At 59.6% G+C, this 22,371-nt stretch carries 26 protein-coding genes; 17 read left to right on the top strand and 9 right to left on the bottom strand.

Annotated elements, in window-relative coordinates; genetic code table 11:
- Positions 1-151: 151 nt before the first annotated feature.
- The 3 genes from dgcN to HCZ23_RS15635 are packed head-to-tail and all read left to right on the top strand — an operon-like array spanning position 152 to position 3,074.
- Positions 152-1,153, top strand: coding sequence for an N-acetyltransferase DgcN (dgcN, locus tag HCZ23_RS15645; protein WP_167602680.1), 1,002 nt, complete (start codon positions 152-154; stop codon positions 1,151-1,153).
- 58 nt (positions 1,154-1,211) lie between these two features.
- The gene (dgcA, locus tag HCZ23_RS15640) at positions 1,212-2,180 is read left to right on the top strand and encodes an N-acetyl-D-Glu racemase DgcA (RefSeq protein ID WP_167602679.1); all 969 of its coding nucleotides are present in this window, start codon (positions 1,212-1,214) and stop codon (positions 2,178-2,180) included.
- A gap of 33 nt (positions 2,181-2,213) precedes the next feature.
- Positions 2,214-3,074: a D-amino-acid transaminase gene (locus tag HCZ23_RS15635; protein WP_167602678.1), complete on the top strand. Its 861-nt coding sequence runs from the start codon at positions 2,214-2,216 to the stop codon at positions 3,072-3,074.
- 90 nt (positions 3,075-3,164) lie between these two features.
- Here the strand turns inward: HCZ23_RS15635 and HCZ23_RS18250 are convergent, their stop codons facing one another.
- The 6 genes from HCZ23_RS18250 to HCZ23_RS15605 all read right to left on the bottom strand — a co-directional run bounded on the left by HCZ23_RS18250 (position 3,165) and on the right by HCZ23_RS15605 (position 6,796).
- Positions 3,165-4,160, bottom strand: coding sequence for a calcium-binding protein (locus tag HCZ23_RS18250; RefSeq protein WP_303048545.1), 996 nt, complete (start codon positions 4,158-4,160; stop codon positions 3,165-3,167).
- Between the two features lie 180 nt (positions 4,161-4,340).
- Positions 4,341-4,727, bottom strand: a complete 387-nt coding sequence (locus HCZ23_RS15625; protein ID WP_167602676.1) for a hypothetical protein — start codon at positions 4,725-4,727, stop codon at positions 4,341-4,343.
- The gene (locus tag HCZ23_RS15620) at positions 4,717-5,346 is read right to left on the bottom strand and encodes a DUF5671 domain-containing protein (RefSeq protein ID WP_167602675.1); all 630 of its coding nucleotides are present in this window, start codon (positions 5,344-5,346) and stop codon (positions 4,717-4,719) included. The genes HCZ23_RS15625 and HCZ23_RS15620 overlap by 11 nt, the downstream gene beginning before the upstream one ends.
- Positions 5,343-5,663, bottom strand: a complete 321-nt coding sequence (locus HCZ23_RS15615; RefSeq protein WP_167602801.1) for a DUF1244 domain-containing protein — start codon at positions 5,661-5,663, stop codon at positions 5,343-5,345. Before HCZ23_RS15615 ends, HCZ23_RS15620 begins: the two co-directional genes overlap by 4 nt.
- A gap of 12 nt (positions 5,664-5,675) precedes the next feature.
- Positions 5,676-6,020, bottom strand: a complete 345-nt coding sequence (locus tag HCZ23_RS15610; RefSeq protein WP_167602674.1) for a 5-carboxymethyl-2-hydroxymuconate Delta-isomerase — start codon at positions 6,018-6,020, stop codon at positions 5,676-5,678.
- Positions 6,021-6,022: 2 nt separating this feature from the next.
- On the bottom strand, positions 6,023-6,796 hold the full coding sequence (locus tag HCZ23_RS15605; RefSeq protein ID WP_167602673.1) for an N-formylglutamate amidohydrolase: 774 nt from the start codon (positions 6,794-6,796) through the stop codon (positions 6,023-6,025).
- Positions 6,797-6,935: 139 nt separating this feature from the next.
- On the opposite strand from HCZ23_RS15605, the gene pyk reads away from it, so the two are divergent.
- From pyk to pheT, 9 genes are all read left to right on the top strand, one after another.
- The gene (pyk, locus tag HCZ23_RS15600) at positions 6,936-8,384 is read left to right on the top strand and encodes a pyruvate kinase (protein WP_167602672.1); all 1,449 of its coding nucleotides are present in this window, start codon (positions 6,936-6,938) and stop codon (positions 8,382-8,384) included.
- Positions 8,385-8,396: 12 nt separating this feature from the next.
- Positions 8,397-8,633: a hypothetical protein gene (locus tag HCZ23_RS15595; protein WP_167602671.1), complete on the top strand. Its 237-nt coding sequence runs from the start codon at positions 8,397-8,399 to the stop codon at positions 8,631-8,633.
- Between the two features lie 117 nt (positions 8,634-8,750).
- On the top strand, positions 8,751-8,951 hold the full coding sequence (gene rpmI, locus HCZ23_RS15590) for a 50S ribosomal protein L35 (protein ID WP_009572394.1): 201 nt from the start codon (positions 8,751-8,753) through the stop codon (positions 8,949-8,951).
- Between the two features lie 16 nt (positions 8,952-8,967).
- Positions 8,968-9,330 carry a 50S ribosomal protein L20 gene (gene rplT, locus HCZ23_RS15585; protein WP_167602670.1) on the top strand — a complete coding sequence of 121 codons (363 nt, stop codon included), beginning with the start codon at positions 8,968-8,970 and terminating at the stop codon, positions 9,328-9,330.
- A 122-nt stretch (positions 9,331-9,452) separates the two neighbouring features.
- Positions 9,453-10,523 (top strand): phenylalanine--tRNA ligase subunit alpha, encoded by a 1,071-nt coding sequence (pheS, locus tag HCZ23_RS15580; RefSeq protein ID WP_167602669.1) that lies wholly within the window; start codon positions 9,453-9,455, stop codon positions 10,521-10,523.
- On the top strand, positions 10,520-10,843 hold the full coding sequence (locus HCZ23_RS15575) for a hypothetical protein (protein WP_167602668.1): 324 nt from the start codon (positions 10,520-10,522) through the stop codon (positions 10,841-10,843). The genes pheS and HCZ23_RS15575 overlap by 4 nt, the downstream gene beginning before the upstream one ends.
- Before the next feature lie 104 nt (positions 10,844-10,947).
- Positions 10,948-11,379, top strand: a complete 432-nt coding sequence (locus tag HCZ23_RS15570; protein WP_167602667.1) for an ASCH domain-containing protein — start codon at positions 10,948-10,950, stop codon at positions 11,377-11,379.
- 16 nt (positions 11,380-11,395) lie between these two features.
- Entirely contained in the window at positions 11,396-11,677 is a 282-nt protein-coding gene (locus HCZ23_RS15565) for a YrhK family protein (protein ID WP_167602666.1), read from the top strand.
- A 13-nt stretch (positions 11,678-11,690) separates the two neighbouring features.
- The gene (gene pheT, locus HCZ23_RS15560) at positions 11,691-14,084 is read left to right on the top strand and encodes a phenylalanine--tRNA ligase subunit beta (protein WP_167602665.1); all 2,394 of its coding nucleotides are present in this window, start codon (positions 11,691-11,693) and stop codon (positions 14,082-14,084) included.
- A gap of 36 nt (positions 14,085-14,120) precedes the next feature.
- On the opposite strand, the gene HCZ23_RS15555 is transcribed toward pheT, so the two are convergent.
- The 3 genes from HCZ23_RS15555 to HCZ23_RS15545 form a co-directional block, all read right to left on the bottom strand.
- The gene (locus HCZ23_RS15555; protein WP_167602664.1) at positions 14,121-15,605 is read right to left on the bottom strand and encodes a glycosyltransferase family 39 protein; all 1,485 of its coding nucleotides are present in this window, start codon (positions 15,603-15,605) and stop codon (positions 14,121-14,123) included.
- Positions 15,606-15,621: 16 nt separating this feature from the next.
- On the bottom strand, positions 15,622-17,082 hold the full coding sequence (locus HCZ23_RS15550) for a glycosyltransferase family 39 protein (RefSeq protein WP_167602663.1): 1,461 nt from the start codon (positions 17,080-17,082) through the stop codon (positions 15,622-15,624).
- A gap of 78 nt (positions 17,083-17,160) precedes the next feature.
- The gene (locus HCZ23_RS15545) at positions 17,161-17,862 is read right to left on the bottom strand and encodes a glutathione S-transferase N-terminal domain-containing protein (protein WP_167602662.1); all 702 of its coding nucleotides are present in this window, start codon (positions 17,860-17,862) and stop codon (positions 17,161-17,163) included.
- A gap of 161 nt (positions 17,863-18,023) precedes the next feature.
- Here HCZ23_RS15545 and mscL point away from each other — a divergent pair, with 161 nt between their 5' ends.
- The 5 genes from mscL to HCZ23_RS15520 all read left to right on the top strand — a co-directional run bounded on the left by mscL (position 18,024) and on the right by HCZ23_RS15520 (position 22,304).
- Complete coding sequence (gene mscL, locus HCZ23_RS15540; protein WP_167602661.1) at positions 18,024-18,452, top strand: large conductance mechanosensitive channel protein MscL; 429 nt, start codon at positions 18,024-18,026, stop codon at positions 18,450-18,452.
- A 195-nt stretch (positions 18,453-18,647) separates the two neighbouring features.
- Complete coding sequence (locus HCZ23_RS15535) at positions 18,648-19,106, top strand: Lrp/AsnC family transcriptional regulator (protein WP_167602660.1); 459 nt, start codon at positions 18,648-18,650, stop codon at positions 19,104-19,106.
- A 96-nt stretch (positions 19,107-19,202) separates the two neighbouring features.
- Positions 19,203-20,159 carry a GAF domain-containing protein gene (locus HCZ23_RS15530; RefSeq protein WP_175580912.1) on the top strand — a complete coding sequence of 319 codons (957 nt, stop codon included), beginning with the start codon at positions 19,203-19,205 and terminating at the stop codon, positions 20,157-20,159.
- Positions 20,160-20,295: 136 nt separating this feature from the next.
- Entirely contained in the window at positions 20,296-21,816 is a 1,521-nt protein-coding gene (gene adh, locus HCZ23_RS15525) for an aldehyde dehydrogenase (protein ID WP_167602659.1), read from the top strand.
- Between the two features lie 119 nt (positions 21,817-21,935).
- Positions 21,936-22,304 carry a DUF779 domain-containing protein gene (locus tag HCZ23_RS15520; RefSeq protein ID WP_167602658.1) on the top strand — a complete coding sequence of 123 codons (369 nt, stop codon included), beginning with the start codon at positions 21,936-21,938 and terminating at the stop codon, positions 22,302-22,304.
- The last annotated feature ends 67 nt before the right edge of the window (positions 22,305-22,371 follow it).

Here is a 22,371-nt window from a genome sequence, read left to right as displayed (position 1 = left end):
GCCTATTTCCTAAACAATGAAATTTATGTCCCGGTTTATTGGCTTGTTGCGGGATATTCTCCCATTCTGTCAGTCGCTCTGACACAAAATCCGAAGCACCTTGCATCGAATCTCGGTCACTCTGGCACAAACGCAACCGGAGTGCTGCACCATGATCGAAACACCGTATCTTCTTTTCCTCGGCGACGCCCCTGACCAATTGGCTGCGAAAGTGGCGCAAGGGATCAAGGATTGGCGTCCTGAATTCGCCCTCGGCCAGTTCCGCATGGAGGGCTGTAAAGCCGATATGAAGCTGCCGGATATGGATTTGAAAGCCGCGAAAGAGGCGGGCGCCAAGACCCTGGTCATCGGAGTCGCCAACCGCGGTGGCGTGATCAGCCAGGCGTGGAAAAAGGTTCTGATCGACGCGCTCGAAGAGGGATTCGACATTGCCTCCGGCCTGCACAACCTTCTGCGCGACGAAGAGGATTTGGTGGCCGTTGCCAAGACCTTTGGTCGCACGCTGCATGACGTGCGCATCCCCTCTGTGAAATACCCGATCGCCAATGGCGTGAAACGCAGCGGCAAGCGTTGCCTCGCGGTCGGCACCGATTGTTCCGTGGGCAAGATGTACACGGCTCTGGCGATGGACAAATCCATGCGCGAAAAGGGCATGAAATCCACCTTCCGCGCCACCGGCCAGACCGGCATTCTGATCACCGGCGACGGCGTGCCGCTCGATGCGGTGATCGCCGATTTCATGGCGGGCTCCATCGAATATCTGACGCCGGACAACGATGCGGATCACTGGGACCTGATCGAGGGACAGGGCAGCCTGTTCCACGTGTCTTACTCGGGCGTGACCATGGCCTTGGTGCATGGCGGTCAGCCGGATGCGCTGATCCTCTGCCACGAGCCGACCCGCGAGCATATGCGCGGCCTGCCGGGGTTCTCCCTGCCGTCGCTTGAGGCGCTGCGCGATACCGCGCTGAACCTCGCGAAAGTGGCGAACCCGGACTGTCAGGTGGTCGGCATTTCGATCAACACCCAGCACCTGTCCGAGGAGGAGGCGCTCGCCTATCTCGCCAAGGTCGAAGAAGAAATGGGCCTGCCCACCGTCGATCCGTTCCGTCAGGGTGCGGACCGTCTGGCCGATGCTTTGGCAGCGCTCTAAGAGTGAGGGGCGTCTTCGGGCGCCCTTTTCATGAAACGGACCAAATTCAGGACATCCCATGCCCAAACTGACCGTCGCCGCAGAGAGTTTCCGTCTCGCCGAAGTGTTCACCATCTCGCGCGGATCGCGCACGGAGGCCAAGGTGATCACGGTGCGCGCCACGGAGGGCGATCAGACCGGCTGGGGCGAATGCGTGCCCTATGCGCGCTATGGTGAGAGCCTTGAGAGTGTTGCCGCCGAGATCGAAGGTCTGCCCGAAAACATCACGCGGGCGAGTTTGCAAGAGGCGCTCTCCGCAGGCGCCGCGCGCAATGCGGTCGATTGTGCGCTTTGGGATTTGGAGGCGTCCAAGGCCGGGAAGCGCGTCTGGGAGATGCTCGACCTGCCTGCGCCCATCCCGATGATCACGGCTTACACGCTGTCGCTGGCCTCTCCCGAGGAGATGGAGCGTTCGGCGGCCAAACACGCGCATCGGCCGCTGTTGAAGATCAAACTCGGCACGCCCGACGACATGGCACGTCTGGAGGCCGTGCGTCGCGGCGCGCCGACATCGAAGATTATCGTGGATGCGAATGAGGGTTGGACTGCGGAGGTCTATGCAGATCTCGCGCCGCATCTGGTGCGGCTTGGCGTGCAGCTTGTGGAACAGCCCTTGCCCGCGGGGCAGGACGATATGTTGGCGGAGATTGAGAGACCCCTTCCGGTCTGCGCCGACGAGTCCTGTCACGACCGGGCGAGCCTGCCGGATCTCAAGGGCAAATATGATGTGATCAACATCAAGCTCGACAAGACCGGCGGGCTCACCGAGGCTTTGGAACTGCGCAAGGCGGCACGTGCCGAGGGCTATGGCATCATGGTCGGCTGTATGGTCGGCACATCTTTGGCGATGGCGCCCGCTGTGATCGTGGCGCAGGGCGCGCGCGTGGTGGACCTTGACGGACCATTGCTTTTGGCAGAAGACCGACCTGAACCTTTGCACTATGACGCAGAGGGCGTTCACCCGCCTGCGCGCGCGCTTTGGGGCTGATAAGCTAAAGACCTGTATCTCAAGGAGACCACCATGACCCGCACCGTTTACGTGAACGGCGACTACCTGCCGGAAACCGAGGCAAAAATTTCCATTTTCGACCGCGGGTTCCTGATGGCGGACGCGGTTTATGAGGTGACCTCTGTTCTGAATGGCAAGCTCATCGACTTTCAGGGCCACGTCGCCCGTCTTCAGCGGTCCTTGGCCGAACTCGACATGGTGTCGCCGGTGACCATGGACGAGCTGTTGGAGATCCACCACCAACTGATCGAGAAAAACAACCTCGAAGAGGGCGGGATTTACCTTCAGGTGACCCGTGGTGCGGGCGCCGACCGCGATTTCGTCTGGCCGGACCCCGAAGAGGTGAAAGGCGGCATCGTGCTCTTTACCTTTGCCAAGAAAATCACCTCGAACAAGAACCTCGATGAAGGCATCAAGGTGATCTCCGTCGAGGACTTGCGCTGGGGCCGTCGCGACATCAAGACGACGCAGCTTCTGTGGCCGTCCTACGCCAAGATGCAGGCCAAGAAAGCCGGTGCGACCGACGCCTGGTTCGTCGAAGATGGCTATGTGACCGAGGGCTATGCCAACAACGTCTATATCGTCAAAGACGGCGTGATCATCACCCGCGAGCTGTCCAACGACATCCTGCATGGCATCACCCGCGCCGCGATCCTCAAGTTCGCGCAAGAAGCCCAGATGCAGATCGAGGAGCGCCCCTTCACCATCGAAGAGGCCCAGAACGCGGATGAGGCTTTCGCGACCTCGGCCACGGGCTTTACCCAGCCGGTCGTGGAGATCGACGGCGTGACGGTCGGCACCGGCAAACCGGGTCCGGTGTCCACGCGCCTGCGTGAGATTTACATCGACGAAATGCCGAAAACGGCGCTTTGAGCCGATCTGCTATGCAAATGAAAAAGCCCGCCAAACCGGCGGGCTTTTTGATGTCTCCTTGATGCCTCCGGGGCGTTCGCGTGGCGCGCTTCAGTCGTCCGTGTAGTAGTAAATCTCGGCGGTGTAGACATCTTCGAGCGTCAGCCCGTCGACGACACAGGTCAGTTCCCCGTTGAAGTACAAATTCACGCCGGTCGCGGTCTCTTCGGCTTCGGCGGTGACGTCTGCGGTCGCAATGTCTTCGAGGTAGATGTTGATCTCATCCTCGGCCATGTTGAAATCCCGGACCACGATGGGATCGTCGCCGCTGGCAAACATTTGATTGAACGAATCCGCGCCTGTGCCACCGATCATCGTATCGCCGTCATCGCCGACGAGCACATCGTTGCCAGATCCGCCATCCAGCGTGTCGGGCGCATGTGTGCCATCGGCATCGAGGGCGCTGAGCCAATCGGTGTCCTCGTCGCCATAGAGCGTGTTCGACCCGATGCGGTCGACCAGGATGTCCGAGCCAGCCCCGCCGTGAATTGTGTCATCCCCGGTCTCCAGGAATTGCGAGCCAATGACGTTCGGGTCTCCCGAAGACACGCCGGTCATGTCATTGCCATCCCCGAGGGAAATCACATCATCGCCATAGCCGCCCTCGACGATGTCGTCGCCACGTCCACCGTAGAGCACATCGTTGCCACCATTGCCTTCGACGTAATCGTTGCCGGAACCGGCATGCACCCAGTCATCGCCACTGCCCAGGGTGATGTCGTCGTCACCGGCATAGCCTTGGACCACGTCATCGCCGCCGGCCGCGTCGATCGTGTCATTGCCCATTGAGCCCGCGACCTCTTCGTTTGCGTCGGTGCCTAGGAAGATGCCATCCAAAACGCTGATTGGGATAAGGGGCTCATCGACTGTGTCATCCCCTGTGTCATCCCCTGTGTCATCCCCCGTGTCATCCCCTGTGTCGCCATCTGTGTCATCCCCGGAGCCACCACCGTTGCCTGTGTCGCCATCATCCGTGTCTTCGGGCGGGGTGCCGCTGTCGTGGTCGGTCTCATGATCGTCGTCGTCGCTGTCGATCAAAAAGGCCATTCCCAAAAAGGCGGGAAGGAAAAGCAATGCGTATAACATCGGGAGGGTCCAATACGTCCAATATATATATACGGGAGCAGTACTGTGGCTCGCATGGAGCGGTCAAGGTTAACGAAAGGTTAATGTCGCCGCCCGAGACAATCTAAAAGTTCTGGACGCATTGTTTCCTTTGCGCTCAGGTCAGGGCTTTCCATCCAGACACCCATCGGCGTCGAGGCGACCATAGGTCTGGCGATGGCGGGTGGATTCCAGATTCTCAAACTCGGCGCAAATCTTGAAATCCCTGCCTTGCCCTCTCTCGTAAGAATAGCCTTCCTCGCGCAACAGAGCGTCATCTTCGAGAGGCAGTTGACAGCTTTCGGTTTCCGCGAGCGTTTCCGGCGGTACGCCATCCTCGCCACTCAGGCAGCGTGCTTGCCAGATCAGGCGGCGCAATTCGGCAAATCGTTGATCGTCGCGCTGTTCGACGCGCGCGGTTTCGGGGCCTCCCACGGTGGCGATCCCGCCAATGATGACGAGCAAAGCCAGAGCGGTGAGCGCCAATTGCGGCCAAAGCCTAGTGCCCATCTTCGGCCTCTTTCATGGCGCCTTGGAAATAGCCGAACACCGTGCCCGCGACGGCCGCAACCAAAAGAAGCTGCGCGATGAATTCCAGAGTCAGCTCGCCGCTCAAAAGCGAATAGATAGCCCCCAAAAGATCGCCCAGAAGCGCCAGAGAGGAAAAGAACAGGGCGCAATAGCCGAACCATTTGCGCACGATGGAGCGTTTGTGGCTTGGGTCGCGGGCAAGTTTGCGGACTTCGGCGCGTTGCATTAGCAGGAAGAGCGGGAAGAACACCATCAGTGCGGCGATGGACCAGCGCATGGAGCGATTGCTCACATAGGCGCGCGGCGTGTCGGAGAGCCAGCGTTTGATCAGGTCGAAGCCGAGATCGACGATGTGCCAGGCGGTCATGCTCAGCGCGACGAACATCAAGGCGTAGAAAAACGCTTCCCGGGCCGAGACATAGGGGCGCGGACGTGGCACCGGCGGGATATGATCCGTGTCAGACCAGGCGCTCAGCGCATCGCGCACTTCGCTGTCGGCCCACCCCGCCTCGCGCAGGGCGGTGGCGATCTCGTCACGACTTTGGCCGGAAATCAGCGCCTCGCGGGTGAATTGCGCAAGCTGCTCAGTCGGCTTCATGCGTTCGGGTCTTTCCCGACATTCTCGGCAAAGGCTTTCTCGAAGGCGGCCTGTTTCTCGGGCGAGGCCTCGGTCTGGCTTTGCGTCTTCCACTCGTCATAGGGCATGCCGTAGTACAGCTCGCGTGCCTCTTCTTTCGACATGTCGATGCCTCGCTCGCCTGCGGCCTCTTGCACCCAGCGCGACAGGCAATTGCGGCAAAACCCGGCGAGGTTCATCATGTCGATGTTCTGCACATCGGGACGTTTGGTCATGAGGTGATCACGCAGCGTGCGAAAGGCGGCTGCTTCGATTTCCATCATGGTTTTTTCGTCAATCTCGGGCATCGCTTATCCTCTCACGCGTTTGGCATAGGCGGGCGCATTCATGTCGCGCACATCGACAGACAGGCTGCCGACCGTCGGCATGATCTTGTCCATCGCCTTCAGGACAATATCCGACAGCCGCGCCTTTGTCTCGTCATCGCGGCCCTCGAGAAGGTAGAGCGTCGCATGGGCGAAGGTGTCGGGCTCGGTGCCGATCTTGAAATAGGGCTGGGGACGTGCGCGGGTTTTCAATGCGGGGGCGTTGACTTCCACGTCGAGAATAAGCGCGTCGAAGACGGCTTCACAGAGCGCTTGGATATCGTGGGTGCGCTCTAAGCCTTCGGAAAAGTCGATGACAACATGGGGCATGGTTATAATCCGTTTTTGGTCAGGGTGTCGGTGAGGATAGGCGCCAAAAGCGCGGCCCAATGGGCCTGGCCTTCGGGCGTTTCAATGAGATCGGAGCGCAGTTCGATCAAAAGGTTCAGCCGTCCGTGGTGCAGCGCATGGCGGTCGATGGCATCGCCCGGCAGGTGGCCGTCATAGGGTTCGTTGTCGCCGATGACCAAACGTTCGCCGATCTTGTCGGCCTCTGCGTGCAAGGCCTCAGAGGTTTCGAGCGCTTTGATGAAGGGATCGGTAAAGCGTTTGTCATAGGCCGAGAGAATGCCGATCTGCCACGGGCGGCGCAGGCGGTTCTTGAGCTGTGGCGTGAAACTATGGATGGCGCAGATCACCACATCGTCGCGCGCGGCACAGAGCGCCTCATAGGCGTCGTGATAGGGGCGGTGAAACAGCGCGAGGCGCCGCTCGACCTCTGCCGCATCGGCGTGGCGATTGCGCGGAATGATTGTCCCATCATAGAGCTTCATCACCAGCGTCGGATCATCCTCGCCCCGGTTCGGGTCGATCACGAGACGAGAGAAATCCGTGTGGATCATCGGGCTGTCGAGCAAACGCGCCAACTCCCGGCTCACCCCCAGCGCGCCGATGTCATAGGCGATATGGCGGGCCATGTCGTCCGCGCCAATGCCAAGATCGGGGCCGATTTCACTTGGCACGCGATTGGTGGCGTGATCACAGGTGACAAGCCAACGGCCGCTTCGGTTTTCGCCCTGAACGTGATAAGAGGCAGATAAGGTCATTTTTGCGTCACCTTTCGCTATCATATCTCCATTAAGCGGTTTCTTGGCGGGGTGCCAGTTGTATGGCGCTAACATTTGCTGCATAGAGAAAATGGCCCGCGAAATTGAAGCGATGGAAAGAAAAGGACTTTTGGCAGACATGAGACGCCTTCGGAACGTAAAAATTGTGGCCACGCTGGGCCCCGCATCCAATGATTACGACACCATCCGCGCGCTGTCAGAGGCCGGCGCCGATGTGTTCCGTTTGAACATGAGCCATGGTGACCACGAGGAAATTCGTGCCCGTCATGCCATCATCCGCAAGATCGAGACCGATCTCGGGCGCCCCATCGCCATTCTGGCGGATTTGCAGGGCCCGAAACTTCGAGTCGGCAAATTTGGCTCCGGTGCGCATGACCTCGAAGAGGGTGACAAGTTCCGCCTCGATCTCGACGATGCGCCGGGGGACAGCATCCGCGTGCAGCTGCCGCATCCCGAGATTTTCGCGGCCTTGCAACCCGGTTCGTCGCTTCTGGTCAATGACGGTAAAATCCGTCTCAAGGTCGAGGACTGTGGCCCGGATTACGCCAATTGCGTGGTCACCGTCGGCGGCACGATTTCCGACCGCAAAGGCGTGAACGTGCCTGACGTGGTGCTGCCGCTCGCCGCTCTGTCGCCGAAAGACCGCAAAGACCTGGAATTCGTTTGCGAGCTGGGCGTGGATTGGGTGGCTTTGTCCTTTGTGCAGCGTCCCGAAGACATGCTCGAAGCCAAGGACTTGGTCAAAGGTCGCGCTTCTGTTTTGGCGAAAATCGAAAAACCTTCCGCCGTTGAGGCCTTTGAAGACATCCTCGCCGTGTCCGACGGCATCATGGTGGCCCGTGGCGATCTGGGCGTTGAATTGCCGGTGCAGGCCGTGCCGCCGATCCAGAAACGCCTGACGCGCCGCTGTCGTGCGGTGGCAAAGCCGGTGATCGTCGCGACGCAGATGCTGGAAAGCATGATCGAAAGCCCGATGCCGACCCGCGCCGAGGTCTCCGATGTGGCGACCGCCATTTACGAGGGCGCCGATGCGATCATGTTGTCGGCGGAATCCGCGGCGGGCAATTACCCGATTGAGGCCGTGACCACGATGAACAACGTGGCCGTGTCGGTCGAAAGCGATCCGGTTTATCGCGACGTGCTCGACGCCTCGCGCGCCGGGATCAAGCGCAACACCACCGCCGACGCCATCGTGTCGGCGGCGCGTGAGATCGCGGAAACCACCGATGTCAAAGCCGTGGTCTGCTATTCCGAGAGCGGCACCACCGCCGCTTTGACCGCCCGCGAACGTCCGCATGTGCCGATCATCGCCATGACGTCGCGCCGGAACACCGCGCGCAAGCTTTGCCTCTACTGGGGCATGCATTGCGTCATGACCGGTGAAGTGGAGCGGTTCAAAATGGCTGTGGTCAATGCCGCGCGCGCCGCGCGCACCTCGGGCTTTGCGACCGAGGCCGACAAGATCGTCGTGGTGGCTGGGATTCCGTTCAACCATGCGGGCTCGACCAACATTCTGCGGGTTGCGCCCTGTGAAGAGCGGCTGATCTTTAACACCGACCCGGAATAACGGCACGGTCACGTGGATACGGATTTCCTTCTTGTGTTGGGCGCGGTGCTCATTTTGCTCGCTGTGCCCAATGCCATCAAAGCCTACTCCGAGGTGCGTTCCCCTCGGGTCGCGACCGGCATGGTCGTGGTCGGCGGCGTGATGTTCGTCTCGGCCCTCGTGCTGCACCCGGAAGGCTACCGGTTCGAGGACATCCCGGAGGCTGTTCTGCGCGTGATCTCGCGAATCCGGGCTTTTTTCCGCACGTAAGCGTCACAAGGCTTGCCAAATGGTCCTATCGGCTGTAATGGCAGCCGCTCATGGGGCGCGTCCGGCGATATGGCATGCCGAGTCGCGCGATCAACCATCGAACCAAAGGAGATGGAAATGCCTAAGATGAAGACGAAGTCGAGCGCCAAAAAGCGCTTCAAAATGACCGCCACTGGCAAGGTCAAAGCGGGTCAGGCCGGCAAACGCCACGGCATGATCAAACGCACCACGAAATTTATCCGTGACGCACGTGGCACGACCACGCTCTCCGCACCCGATGCGAAGATCGTGAAGTCCTACATGCCCTACAACCGCTAATTAGGGAGAGAGACACATGTCCCGCACCAAAGGTGGTACCGTTACCCACGCCCGTCACAAAAAAGTTCTGAAGGCCGCTAAAGGTTACTACGGCGCCCGTTCCCGGAACTTCCGCACCGCGACTCAGGCCGTCGACAAGGCGAACCAATACGCGACCCGCGACCGTAAAGCCCGCAAGCGTAACTTCCGCGCCCTGTGGATCCAGCGTATCAATGCTGCCGTGCGTTCGCATGATGAAGCGCTGACCTACTCCAAATTCATCAACGGCCTCGCGCTGGCTGGCATCGAAGTGGACCGTAAAGTCCTCGCCGATCTCGCCATCCACGAGCCGGATGCGTTTGGTGCCATCGTCGATAAGGCGAAGGCCGCGCTCGCGTAAGCTCTCTACCTCTTAGAGAACGAACATTTTTGAAGCCGCGGACCTCATGGGGTCTCGCGGCTTCTTGTCTTTTGGGTCTCTCGTGGTATCGAGGCGGGGACCAATGAATACGAGGGGTTCAGATGATTGATCTGAAGAACAAATACCTCACCGCCATTCTCGCGGCCGGGGACGAGGCGACGCTGGAAGACATCCGTCTTCAGGCGGTCGGCAAAAAAGGCGAAGTGGCGCTCAAGATGCGCGAACTGGGCAAGATGAGCCCGGAAGAGCGTCAGGTCATGGGGCCGCAGCTCAACGCCTTGAAAGACGAGATCAACTCTGCGCTGGCCGCCAAAAAGGTCGCGCTGGAAGACGCCGCTCTGGACGCGCGTTTGGCCGAGGAATGGCTGGATGTGACGCTTCCGGGCCGTCAGCGTCCGCAAGGCACGATTCATCCGATCTCGCGTGTGTCTGAGGAAATCTACGCCATTTTCGCCGATCTCGGCTTTGCCGTCGCCGAAGGTCCGCAGATCGAGGATGACTGGCACAATTTCGACGCGCTCAACATCGCGCCGAACCACCCGGCGCGCCAAGAGCATGATACCTTCTACATGCACCGTGGAGAGGGCGACAATCGTCCGCCGAACGTGCTGCGGACCCACACCTCGCCGGTGCAAATCCGCTCGATGATCTCCCAAGGCGCGCCGATCCGCATCATCGCGCCGGGCCGTGTGTATCGCTCCGACTACGACCAGACCCACACGCCGATGTTCCACCAGGTCGAAGGCATGGCCATCGACAAGGACATCTCCATGGCGAACCTGAAATGGGTGCTCGAAGAGTTCTACACCGCGTTTTTCGGCACCAAGGTCAAAACCCGCTTCCGCGCCTCGCATTTCCCCTTCACGGAACCCTCCGCCGAGGTGGATGTGCAGTGCAAATGGGAAAACGGCACCGTGACCGTGGGCGAGGGCGACGACTGGCTCGAAGTCTTAGGCTCCGGCATGATGCACCCCAAAGTCCTGACCGCCGGCGGCATCGACCCGAAAGAGTGGCAAGGCTTTGCCTTTGGCATGGGGATCGACCGCCTCGCGATGCTGAAATACGGCATCCCGGATCTGCGGGCGTTCTTTGACTCCGACCTGCGCTGGCTGCGCCACTATGGGTTTAGTGCGCTGGGCACGCCGACGCTGGCTGGTGGGATTCACGGGTGAGTGCACAATTGCTAGCGGCGGCTGAGCGCTTTCTTCATGCGGGGCATGTGGCGCACAATGCTGTCGGAGACAAAGACCGGGATGCATTTTCTGAACTTGTCTCTTTTGAACGAGAGATGTTGAAGATGCGTCTTTATCTGAGTGACAGGGAATTTGAGCTAACCGAAACCACCTTTGTTTCTGTTGCGACAGGTAAAGTTTCTGAGGAATACGGAGAAATTTGGGATTTGGAGCAACCCACTCCATATTCAATGCTACTGGAATGGGCCAAGTATATAAGGAAAAAAGCTTGGCACACAAAGGATGAGGCTCAGCTATGAAATTCACACTCTCCTGGCTCAAAGAGCATCTGGAAACCGAGGCCTCCCTCGATGACATCCTTTACGCGCTGCCTGACCTGACACTCTAAGGAAAAACCCACAAAATGACCGACCAAAACGACACCATGGAAGATCTCCAAGTCACCTATCCGGGGGCGGGGACGTTTCTGTTGGGCGCGACCAAAGGTCGGGTGGAGCATCTCAATAAATTGGTCGCCGCCAAACAGAAAACCGCCACCTGTCTGCCGTGGTCCGAGTTTGAAAATGACCAAGACGCGCTGCCGCAAGTGGGGCGTTGTGACATCGTCGCCAATTGGGACGGCACGCCCGCCATGGTGGTGCGCACTGTGAGCGTCGATAAGGTCAAATTCCGCCATGTGACGCCGCAAATGGCCATGGCTGAGGGCGAAGACAAAGACATCGAGGCGTGGCGCAAGCGCACCGCCAAGGCATTCGGCACCAAAGGCGTGTTGGACCGCGACACGATGTTGGTGTTTGAAACCTTTGAACTGGTCGAAGATTTAGGCCTGCGCTGAACGATAAGAGACGGATATGACCCTTTTCGACAACAGAAACCGGACCAAGAATGCCGAAACCCATCGCGTCTACGCGGCCTATGAGTTGGTGCATACCTTGGTCGATTTCGGCGCGGCGTTTTGTTTCATCATCGGGTCCGTGTTCTTTTTCTACGACAGTCTTGTACGGGCGGGGACATGGTTTTTCCTCATCGGTTCGATCCTGTTCGCCGCCAAACCGACATTGCGCCTGATGCGCGAAATCAAACTGCTCAAAATGGGTCGCATCGCCGATCTTGCCGAGCGCGAAGAAACCTAGGGAGACCCCTAAGATGAAATTCACACTCTCCTGGCTCAAAGAGCATCTGGAAACCGAGGCCTCCCTCGATGACATCCTTTACGCGCTGACCGATCTCGGGCTTGAGGTCGAAGGCGTCGAGAACCCGCGCGATAAGCTTAAGGGCTTCAAGCTGGTCAAAGTCAAAGAGGCCGAGAAACACCCCGACGCCGACAAGTTGCGGGTCTGTCAGGTCGAGACCGACGAGGGCATGACCCAGATCGTCTGTGGCGCGCCCAATGCCCGTGCGGGGATCACCGCCGTCTTGGCCAAACCTGGCATGTATATCCCCGGCCTAGATATCACCATTTCCGTCGGCAAAATTCGCGGCGTTGAGAGCCACGGCATGATGGCGTCTGAGCGCGAGCTGGAACTGTCGGACGAGCACAATGGCATCATCGAGCTGGAAGACGGAGAGATCGGCATGGAGTTCGCCGATTGGCTGGCGAAACATCAGCCTGCCAAGGTCGATCCGGTGATCGAGATTGCGATTACGCCGAACCGCCCGGATGCGTTGGGTGTGCACGGCATCGCCCGTGACCTTGCGGCGCGGGGGCTTGGCACGTTGAAACCGCTCAAAGTGGAAACGGTCGAAGCGAAATTCCCGAACCCGATCTCGGTGGAGATCACCGAACCCGCGAAAGACGGCTGTCATGTCTTTGCCGGGCGTCTGATCAAAGGCGTCAAAAACGGTCCCTCGCCGAAATGGTTGCAGGATCGCCTGACCGCGATCGGCCTGCGTCCGATTTCGATTCTGGTCGATGTCACCAACTTCTTCACCTATGACCGCAACCGCCCGCTGCACGTCTTTGATGCGGCGACGGTGGAGGGCGGTCTGGTGATCGACCGCGCGAAAGGCGGCGAAGAACTGCTGGCGCTCGACGAGAAGACCTACAACATGCCCGAAGGTGCGATGTGCATTTTCTCCGGTGGCAAAGTGGAGTCCATCGGCGGCATTATGGGCGGCGAAGAGACCGGCTGTACGGATGAGACCACGGATGTGTTTGTCGAAGCGGCGTTCTGGAACCATCTCGACATCGCGAAAGGCGGCCGCGCGCTCAAGATCAACTCGGATGCGCGCTACCGCAACGAACGCGGCATCGACCCGGCCTACAACATGCAAGCTCTGGACGATGCGACCGCGATGATCCTCGAGCTTTGCGGTGGCGAAGCTTCTGAGGTTGTCGTCGCGGGCGAGATGCCGGACGTGTCCCGCGCCTATCACCTCGACACCGACCGGGTGCAGTCGCTTGTCGGCATGGACATCCCGGCGGAGCGTCAGGTCGCAATCCTCGAAAGCCTTGGCTTTGTGATGGACGGGGATATGGCGCAAGTGCCGAGCTGGCGTCCCGATGTGTTGGGTGAAGCGGATCTGGTCGAAGAGGTCGCCCGTGTCGAAAGCCTGACGCATCTCGAGCCGAAGCCGATGACGCGTCCGGCTGGTGTGGCAAAGCAAATCCTGACGCCGATGCAGGTGCGTGAATCTTCCGCCCGGCATCAGGCGGCAGGCCTCGGGTTCAACGAATGCGTGACCTACAGCTTCATCGACCAGAAATCCGCGGAACTCTTCGGCGGGGGCACCGATGCGGTGCGTCTGGAAAACCCGATCTCATCTGAGATGAGCCATATGCGCCCGGACCTTCTGCCCGGTCTTCTGGCGGCGGCGACGCGCAATCAGGCGCGCGGTTTTGCCGATCTGAACCTGTTCGAATGCGGTCCTGCGTTCTTTGGCGGCGAGCCGGGCGAACAGCGTGCGCAAATCTCTGGCCTGCGGGTCGGTGCGACGGGGGCGAAAGACGTGCATGGCGAGCGCCGTGTCTATGATCTTTATGACGCGAAAGCCGATGCGGAGGCCGTTTTGGCCGCCATCGGTGCGCCTGCCAAGGCACAAATCCTGCGCGACACCTCGCCGTGGTTCCATCCGGGTCGCTCGGGCAAAATCTGCCTTGGTCCGAAAAAGGTTCTGGCCGAATTCGGCGAGCTGCACCCGAAGGTTCTCAAGGAGATGGGCGTCAAAGGCACCGCCGTGGCCTTTACCGTCTACCTCGAAGAGGCCCCGATGCCGCGTGGCAATAAAATCGCGCGGTCCGCGTTCTTCACCAATGACTTGCAAGCTGTTGAGCGCGATTTTGCCTTTGTCGTCGACAAGGGCGTCAACGCGCTTGATCTGGTGAATGCCGCTGGCGGGGCCGACAAGGCACTGATCGAAGAGGTGCGCATCTTTGACGAGTTCATCGGCGGCTCTCTTGGCGAAGACAAGAAATCGCTCGCGATCACCGTGCGCATTCAACCCACGGGCGGCACGCTCAAAGAGAAAGATCTCGAAGAGCTTTCTGCGAAAATCATCGCGAAAGTCGAAAAAGCCACTGGCGGCACGCTGCGCGGCTGAATTCCGCTTCCGTGACCCTGAACAGAAACGGCGCCTTTAACGGGCGCCGTTTTTCAATTTGTGGACAAAATAGCTGACGTCTTTTGTGCGCTCGGGCGGCTCGAACCGATAGGGCAGCGCTGCGGTGACGCGTTCGGGCGTGCCGATCACGCGCGAGGTCGCATCATACTGTTGCAGCACGGCCTCGGCCTGCGCGGGGTCATCGGTGTTCACAACGACGAGACAGGCCGCCGCTTCGGGAAGAATCCTGTCTTTCAGGCTGGGCAGCGCGATCCAGTCGGGACGGTGAAATTTCAGATTGCCGAGGAAATAATAGCCCGTCGATCCAATCAGCACGGGCGCATCGGGATCACAGTGGCGCTCGATGTCCTCGGCCAGAAGATCGACACGCATCGAGTCTGAGCCCGCACCACGCAGTCGGATGTCGGCCATCGCCGCAACGAGCAGGAGGGCGAGGAGAGCAGAGAACCGCATGACGTTGCGGCTGGCACGCAGCGTCAAAGCGGTGCCGACCCGGACCATAAGCCCGACCGACAGAGGGATCAGGGCGGGGAGAAGCCAGCGCGCCTGAATGTCGCTGGTGCCAGAGGCGATGACACCGATGAGGGACAGCAGAAGGCCAAAGACGCCCGCGCGCATGAGCCAGACACCGATGCCGAAATCATTCCCTGCGCTGCCAAGCGGCTTGCGGGCAGGAAGCCACGCGAGGAGCAAGGTGAGCAGGGTCAGGAGCAGAGCTACGAGGCTTTGGGTGACAAATTCCAAAAGCCCCTGCTGACGCGGAGAAAGCGCGGAGTCGTCGGAGAAATAATAGAGCTTCTGGGCAGAAGAAAATGCTGTGTCCAGATGGGAGACAATCCAGCCATAGGGCAGGACGAGTAGAAGGCTGGCGAGAACAAGGCTGAGAAGCGCCTCGCGCCGCCAAAGGGCCTTGCGCAGCTCCGGGAGCCAGATGGCGGAGAGGTATAAGGTGAGGGGGAAGAGCCAAAAATTATACTTCGATAGTCCTCCTGCAGCGAGCAGCAGCCCAAAGGCGATCCAGTGCCAGAGATGTGCGGTACGCCATTGCCGCATCAAAACCCAAAAGCTCCACGCCATCGCCGCCAACATTGCGATTGTATGAGAACCGGCACGTTGTCCTTCCCAGGATAGATTGGGCAAGAGCAATAGCCCCAGCGTTCCCAGGACTGACAAGCGCACCGTCAGTTTGTGGCGCAGTCCAAGGTAGACACCGGCATAGGTCAGGCAGAGCAAGAGGTTTTTGAGAACAGTCAGGGCAAAGGTATTGACGCCGAAGAGGCTGAACGCCGCGGCCTGGAGCCAGTTGAACAGCGGAAGCTGCGGGCCGTAACCCAGCCGGAAATCCTGCGCGAGGGCGATCATTTCGGCTTCATCCATTTCTAAGGACCCGCCGAGGGCGGTGCGCAGCGCGGTTTGGATCGCGAAATAGCCAAAGACAAGGCCGAGAAACAGGCGATCCTGCCGGGTGAGCGTGTCAGGGGTGGAGGGGGCTGTGGTCATGGCCTTGAGGCTCTTTTCATTGCCGGTGTGCAAAACGGTAATAGACCGAAATCGTCGCATCGCTGTGGTGCGCCGGCAGGTCGATCTGGACGCGCGGATCAAAGATGGCGTCGTTGACATGCGACCAGCCGACAAACTCTGCGCGTGCGATCAGGTCTTCGTCATAGCGGCTGACAAAAAGCACATGCGCGGCCTCGCGATCACGGATCGCGGTCGGAAGCGTCGAGGCGATGTCCCAGTCCGGGCGCAGCAGGGCGAGGTTGCCACCGAGGTAAAACCCGCTGACGATCAGTGTGTCGGGCGGCAGGTTCAGGGATTCGATGTGCTGGGCCAGCCCTTCGAAATCGTAGTCGCGCCGCGCGCCGTCCTTGTAGCGATCATGGGCCAGACCGGCGAACACGCCCAAGGCCAACAGGCCCACGGACAGGCACGCGGTAAGGGTCGCTTTGCGGCTGATGCGGTCAGACAACGTCATGTAGATCGCCAGCACAAGCGGGATCACGATGGGCAAAAGCCAGCGCGTGGTCACATTGCCCGCGCCGGACAGCCAGACCACCGCCAGCCCTGCGATCATGCTGAATACGGCGATGCGCATCATCAGCTTGGGCAACCATGGGGCCGGGTTTGGAGCGCGCGGGGCTTTGCGCGACAGGAGGTGCATGATCCCGGCGACGATCATCGGCAGAGCCAGAAGCGCCACGAGGCCGCCAAGGTATTCGATGACGCCTTCGGGGATCCGTGCTGCGGGCGCCTCTCTCATGCCGAACTTGCTCGCGGAGGCCATGGCGATGGTCTTGTTGGCCTGCATCCAGAGATAGGGACCAACACAGATCGCGGCGGCGATCACCGGCACGACGAGCGCGCGCGGGCTCAAGAGCGCTTTGCGCGGCGCGGGCAGGGTCAGGGCAACCAGAGCCAGTGTGAGAGGGACGACCCAATAATTATATTTGGAAATGCCGCCGATCCCGACCGCCAGCCCGAGCAGAAGCCAATCCCGCCAGCGGCCCCTGCGCATCACCCAGAGAAACCCCGCGAAAGTGCCGGAAATGGCGGCGAGCATGGCATTCGAATGCGTGGTGATCCGTTCCGCTTCCCAGGCGATGTCAGGGATCAGGAACAGCGACAGGCTCGCGATCGCCGCCTGTTTCGCCGGAAGCCAGGCGCGCAGCCCGACAAAAAGCAGCGCAAACGTGGCCCAAAGCATGAAATGTTTGAGAAAGGTGATGCCCAAAAGGGTCTTGCCCGTCACCGCGAAGACGCCGACTTGCAGCCAGTTGTAGAACGGAAGCTGCGGGCCATATCCCCACTGCATCCCCGGCGTCATCATCAGCATTTCGCCGTCATCCGCCTCAAGCCCGCCGCCCATCACCAGACGCTGAACAATCTGCAAGATGTAATAGGCGGTGATCGCGAGGAAAAAGAGGCGGGTTGCGCGGGCGTCTGAGGCCGCGGTCTGTCCGGAAATCGCCTGTGTCATCATCTGCTCTATCGGAAATTCTATGTGCCGACATGCTATCCGGTGACACAGGCAGGGTCCATGACCTAACGCGCGCTCTTATTCGGGACGCGGCGGAATGTTGATGGCTTTGGCCACCGCGGGGCGCGCATAGAACCGCTCGACATAGGCTGGTACGTTTTTCAACTCGTGATAGCCCACAACCTCTTTCGCGCCGTAGAATTCAAGGCCGTTGATCCAGGGCGCAATGGCCATGTCGGCGATGGAGTAGTCTCCCACGATCCAATCGCGGCCTTCGAGGCGTTGCTCGAGGACATTCAAAAGGCGTTTGCTCTCGTTGATATAGCGATTGCGTGCGGTCGGGTCCTCCATCTTCGCGCCCGCGAATTTGTAGAAAAAGCCGAGCTGGCCGAACATCGGGCCGACGCCGCCCATTTGGAACATCAGCCACTGGATCGTCTCGTAGCGAGTTTTCGGGTCTTTCGAGAGGAACTTGCCGGTCTTCTCGGCCAGGTAAATCAGGATCGCGCCGCTTTCGAACAGTTCGATCTGTGCGCCCTCCGGCCCGTTCGGGTCGATGATCGCGGGGATTTTGTTGTTCGGGTTGAGGGCGAGGAACTCCGGGCTTTTGACATCGGCGTCGGCGAGCGTCACCAGATGCGCCTCATAGTCGAGACCCATTTCCTCAAGCGCGATGGAGACTTTGACCCCATTTGGCGTGGGGTAGGAATAAAGTTGAAGTTTTTCAGGGGTTTCGGCGGGCCAGCGGGCAGTGATCGGATGGGTGACGGATTGGGTCATTCAGGTCTCCTACGAGGCGGGTTCGGCATTTGTCTGGTTCCAAACTATTGCTTTTGCAGTTTAAAAAAACCGCTGCACATGTGCGCCATTGTGCTATGCAATGTGCACAGCCGTCTCTCGCAGGTACGGCATACTTTTCTAATTTGTGTGGGGCATTCCAAATGTTAAAAGAATTCAAGGCGTTCATCGCCAAGGGCAACGTCATGGACATGGCTGTCGGCATCATCGTCGGCGCGGCATTCACGGCGATTGTCAAATCCATGGTTGCCGATCTGATCAACCCGATCATCGGCATTTTCACCGGCGGTCTCGATTTCACAAACCGTTTTGTCGTGATCTCCGGCGATGTGGCGCCGGGCACCTCTTTGGAGGCGGCGCGCGAGGCGGGGGCGTCGATTTTCGCCTATGGCTCCTTCGTCATGGCCGTGATCAACTTTCTGATCATCGCTTTCGTGGTCTTCATGCTGGTGCGCTACGTCAACAAGGTGAAGTCCCTGGCCGAAAAGCCGGAAGAGGTTGTGCCAGAGGTGCCGGCCGGCCCGTCCGAGCTTGATATCCTGATCGAGATCCGCGACTCGCTCAAAAAGTGACTTGCTCAAGCGTTTGATACGAAAGGCCCGTTGGATCGCTCCAACGGGCCTTTTTGCTGGCACCTTACGGCCACCAGCAACGGGGACACATCTATAGTACGTTGGCCCTCCCGGTTTCCGTCGCCACTTGTCGTAAAAAAATAAACGTGAAAGATTATGCGCGAAAGTGCCGTATCGTTGGGAGAAAGACGCAATATGACCAAGCTCGACGACACAGATCGCCGCATTTTGCGCATTTTGCAGCGGCGTGGCCGCATTTCGAACGCCGATCTGGCGCAGGAGGCCAATGTGTCGAGCTCCGCCTGTCATCGCCGGGTGCAACGGTTGGAGGCCGAAGGGATCATCCGCGATTACGTCGCGCTTCTGGACCCGCGCCATCTCGATCGCCGGGCAACCGTCTTTGTCGAGGTGACCCTGACCAGCCAAGCAGACGATATTTTGGCCGCTTTCGAGAAGGCCGTGCGCAATATGCCGGACGTGTTGGAATGTCATCTCATGGCCGGCAAGGCGGATTACATCCTCAAGGTGGTATCCGCCGACACCGACCATTTCGCCGAGGTGCACCGCCAGCTCGTGCGCCTGCCGGGGGTTCAGACGATGCAATCCTCCTTTGCCATGCGCACGGTGTTCAAGACGACGGCTCTGCCGGTTTGACCCCTATCAGAATGGCTCACGCATCCGGGATTTGTCGAAGCGGGCTTGCCTATGGTAAGGCTAACACACGCCGCGTTTGGGAGGAGGCGGCGAAAAATGCGCACAAGTCACGCTGATCACATCATTTCTACCGTCGAATCAGACACGGTCGGGACGCGTCTGACCGCCAGTTGGCGACGCTCGATGAAGAAACACGGGCTTGATCCGACCCGCACGCCGCAGCCAAAGCGATTCTCCGATCTCGAAATTCAGGAACGTCGCGCGCGGCTCGAAGGCTTCATGGACCTGGCCACGCCAAAGCTCGATCACCTGTTCCAGATGGTCGGCAACACTGGCTGTTCCGTGTTGATGACGGATCGCGACGGGGTCATTCTGGACCAGCGCTCGAAAGATGCCGACAGCGACACGTTTCAGGCTTGGGGCCTTTGGGCCGGGTTCGATTGGTCGGAACAATCTGAGGGGACCAACGGCATCGGCACCTGTATCGCCGAAGGCCGCAATCTCATCATTCATCGTGATGAGCATTTCATGAGCCGCAACACCGCGATGTCCTGTATGGACTCGCCGATTTTCGGACCTGATGGCGAATTGATCGCCGCACTCGATGTCTCCTCCTGCCGCGCCGACCAGACGGAGGCCTACGCCCGCCTGATTTCAGGCGTTGTGGCGCAAACCGCCAAACAGATCGAATCGGAGGCCTTTCGCGCAGCTTTCCCCAAAGCCCGGATCATCGCCGGGCCCGAGGATCGCCCCGAGGGCGCTGTGCTTTTGGCCGTGGATCAGGACGATCTCGTGATCGGGGCGACGCGGGCGGCGCGTCGGGCCTATGGTTTGGGGCTCGGCACGGTGATCGATCCGCGTCCGGCCTCTGACATTTTGGGCCGCGACAGTTCTGTTTCTGCCCTCGAACGTGCCGAACGCGCAGCACTCAAACGGGCCATTGCACGCGCAGGCGGCAATATGTCGGCGGCGGCGCGCGAGCTTGGGATCGGACGCGCAACCCTCTATCGCCGGATGAAGCGGCTCGGGATCGGTGAGAACGGCGAAAATTGACACGCACCTGTCTCAGAGATGAGACATTGCTGCGCTGCGTCTACTAAAGTCGGGGGTGACCCGAGTTAAGTGAGCGGTCACCTTCGGATCATAGGCTGACGTGGAGGACGTCATGCCAACACGTGAGGAGGACCCCATGAACGTACAAACCGAAGCCAACGCAAAATACGCGTCGCCTTTCAAATCCCGCTATGACAACTTCATCGGCGGCAAGTTTACCCCGCCCGTCAATGGTCGCTATTTCGACAACACCACGCCGATCACCGGCGAAGCGGTTTGTGAAGTGGCGCGCTCTGATGCGGCTGACATCGAATTGGCGCTGGACGCCGCCCATGCTGCGAAAACCGCTTGGGGCCTGACCAGCGCGACGGAACGCTCCAACCTTTTGTTGAAAATCGCGGACCGTATCGAAGAGAATCTCGAAATCATCGCCACCGCTGAGACCTGGGACAACGGTAAACCGATTCGGGAAACTATGGCCGCCGACATTCCCCTGGCGGTTGACCATTTCCGCTACTTCTCCGGCGTGCTGCGCGGTCAGGAAGGCTCGATGTCCGAGATCGATGCGGACACCGTGGCCTATCACTACCACGAGCCGCTGGGCGTCGTGGGCCAGATCATTCCGTGGAACTTCTCCATCCTGATGGCGGCATGGAAACTTGCGCCGGCTCTGGCTGCGGGCAACTGCATCGTGATGAAACCGGCGGAACAGACCCCTGCCGCGATCATGGTGATGATGGAGCTGATCGCCGACCTGCTGCCCGATGGTGTTCTCAACATCGTCAACGGCTATGGCGCCGAAGTGGGTGCGCCGCTGGCCCGTTCGCCGCGCATCGCGAAAATCGCCTTCACCGGCTCGACCGCAACCGGGCGCATGATCATGCAATACGCCACCGAGAACCTCATTCCGGTGACGCTTGAGCTTGGCGGCAAATCCCCGAACATCTTCTTCTCCGACGTGATGCGCGAAGACGATGCTTTCCTCGACAAGGCTGTCGAAGGCTTCGTGCTCTTCGCCTTCAACCAAGGCGAGGTCTGCACCTGCCCGAGCCGCGCGCTCATTCAGGAAGACATCTACGAAGAGTTCATCGAGCGGTGTATTGCCCGTGTGAAAGCCATCAAACAAGGCGATCCGCGTGACATCGAAACCATGGTCGGCGCACAGGCGAGCTCTGAGCAGCAGGAGAAAATCCTGTCCTACCTGACCATCGGTCGCGAAGAAGGCGCCGAAGTTCTCGTGGGCGGCGATGCAGCCCGCTTCAACGGTGAGCTTTCGGGCGGCTACTACGTCCAGCCGACGATCCTCAAAGGCCACAACAAAATGCGTGTGTTCCAAGAGGAAATCTTTGGCCCGGTTGTCTCCGTGACCACCTTCAAGGACGAAGAAGAAGCGCTCCATATCGCCAATGACACCATGTACGGCCTCGGTGCCGGTGTGTGGTCGCGCGATATGAACACCTGCTACCGCTTCGGGCGTCATATTCAGGCCGGTCGTGTTTGGGTGAACAACTACCACGCTTACCCGGCGCATGCGGCCTTCGGTGGCTACAAACAGTCGGGTGTGGGTCGTGAGAACCACAAGATGATGCTCGACCACTACCAGCAGACCAAGAACATGCTGGTGAGCTACAACCCGAACAAGCTGGGCTTCTTCTAAATCCAGCCTCCGCTAAGCCCAGTTCAGGGATTATCCTGACCGGGCTTATCCCGGGGCATATGCGCATACCTCCTCCCCCCTTGGGTGCGCATATGCCCCGCTTTTGAAAGCCGGACACAATGCCCCTCGACCGTGTGACGATCACAGACGCCGCCCGCAGCCTTCTCGATGAGATTGTTGCGGACCATGGCCCAGTGATGTTCGTGCAGTCGGGGGGCTGTTGTGACGGCTCCTCGCCGATGTGTTACAAAGACGGTGATTACCTGATCGGGTCGCGTGACATCAAACTGGGCGAGGTCGCAGGCGCGCCGGTTTGGATTTCCGAGAGCCTGTTCGAGATTTGGCGGCACAGCCAGATGATCCTGGACGCAGGCCCCGGTCATGGCGCGGGATTTTCTCTGGATACCGGACGCGGCACCTGTTTTCTGTCGCGCTCTCGGGTGTTTACGGATGAGGAATGGGCCGAGATCGAAGCCGCAGAGGCCTGATCGCCTCTTAATGCGCGCACTCCCTCGCATTAACCTTAATCTGATTAACCTTAATGCCCGATAAGAA

This window comes from Celeribacter sp. HF31 (genome assembly GCF_011806455.1).
Lineage (GTDB): Bacteria > Pseudomonadota > Alphaproteobacteria > Rhodobacterales > Rhodobacteraceae > Celeribacter.
The sequence above is the reverse complement of the archived record's forward strand: the minus strand, read 5'-3'. Positions and strand labels throughout refer to the sequence as shown.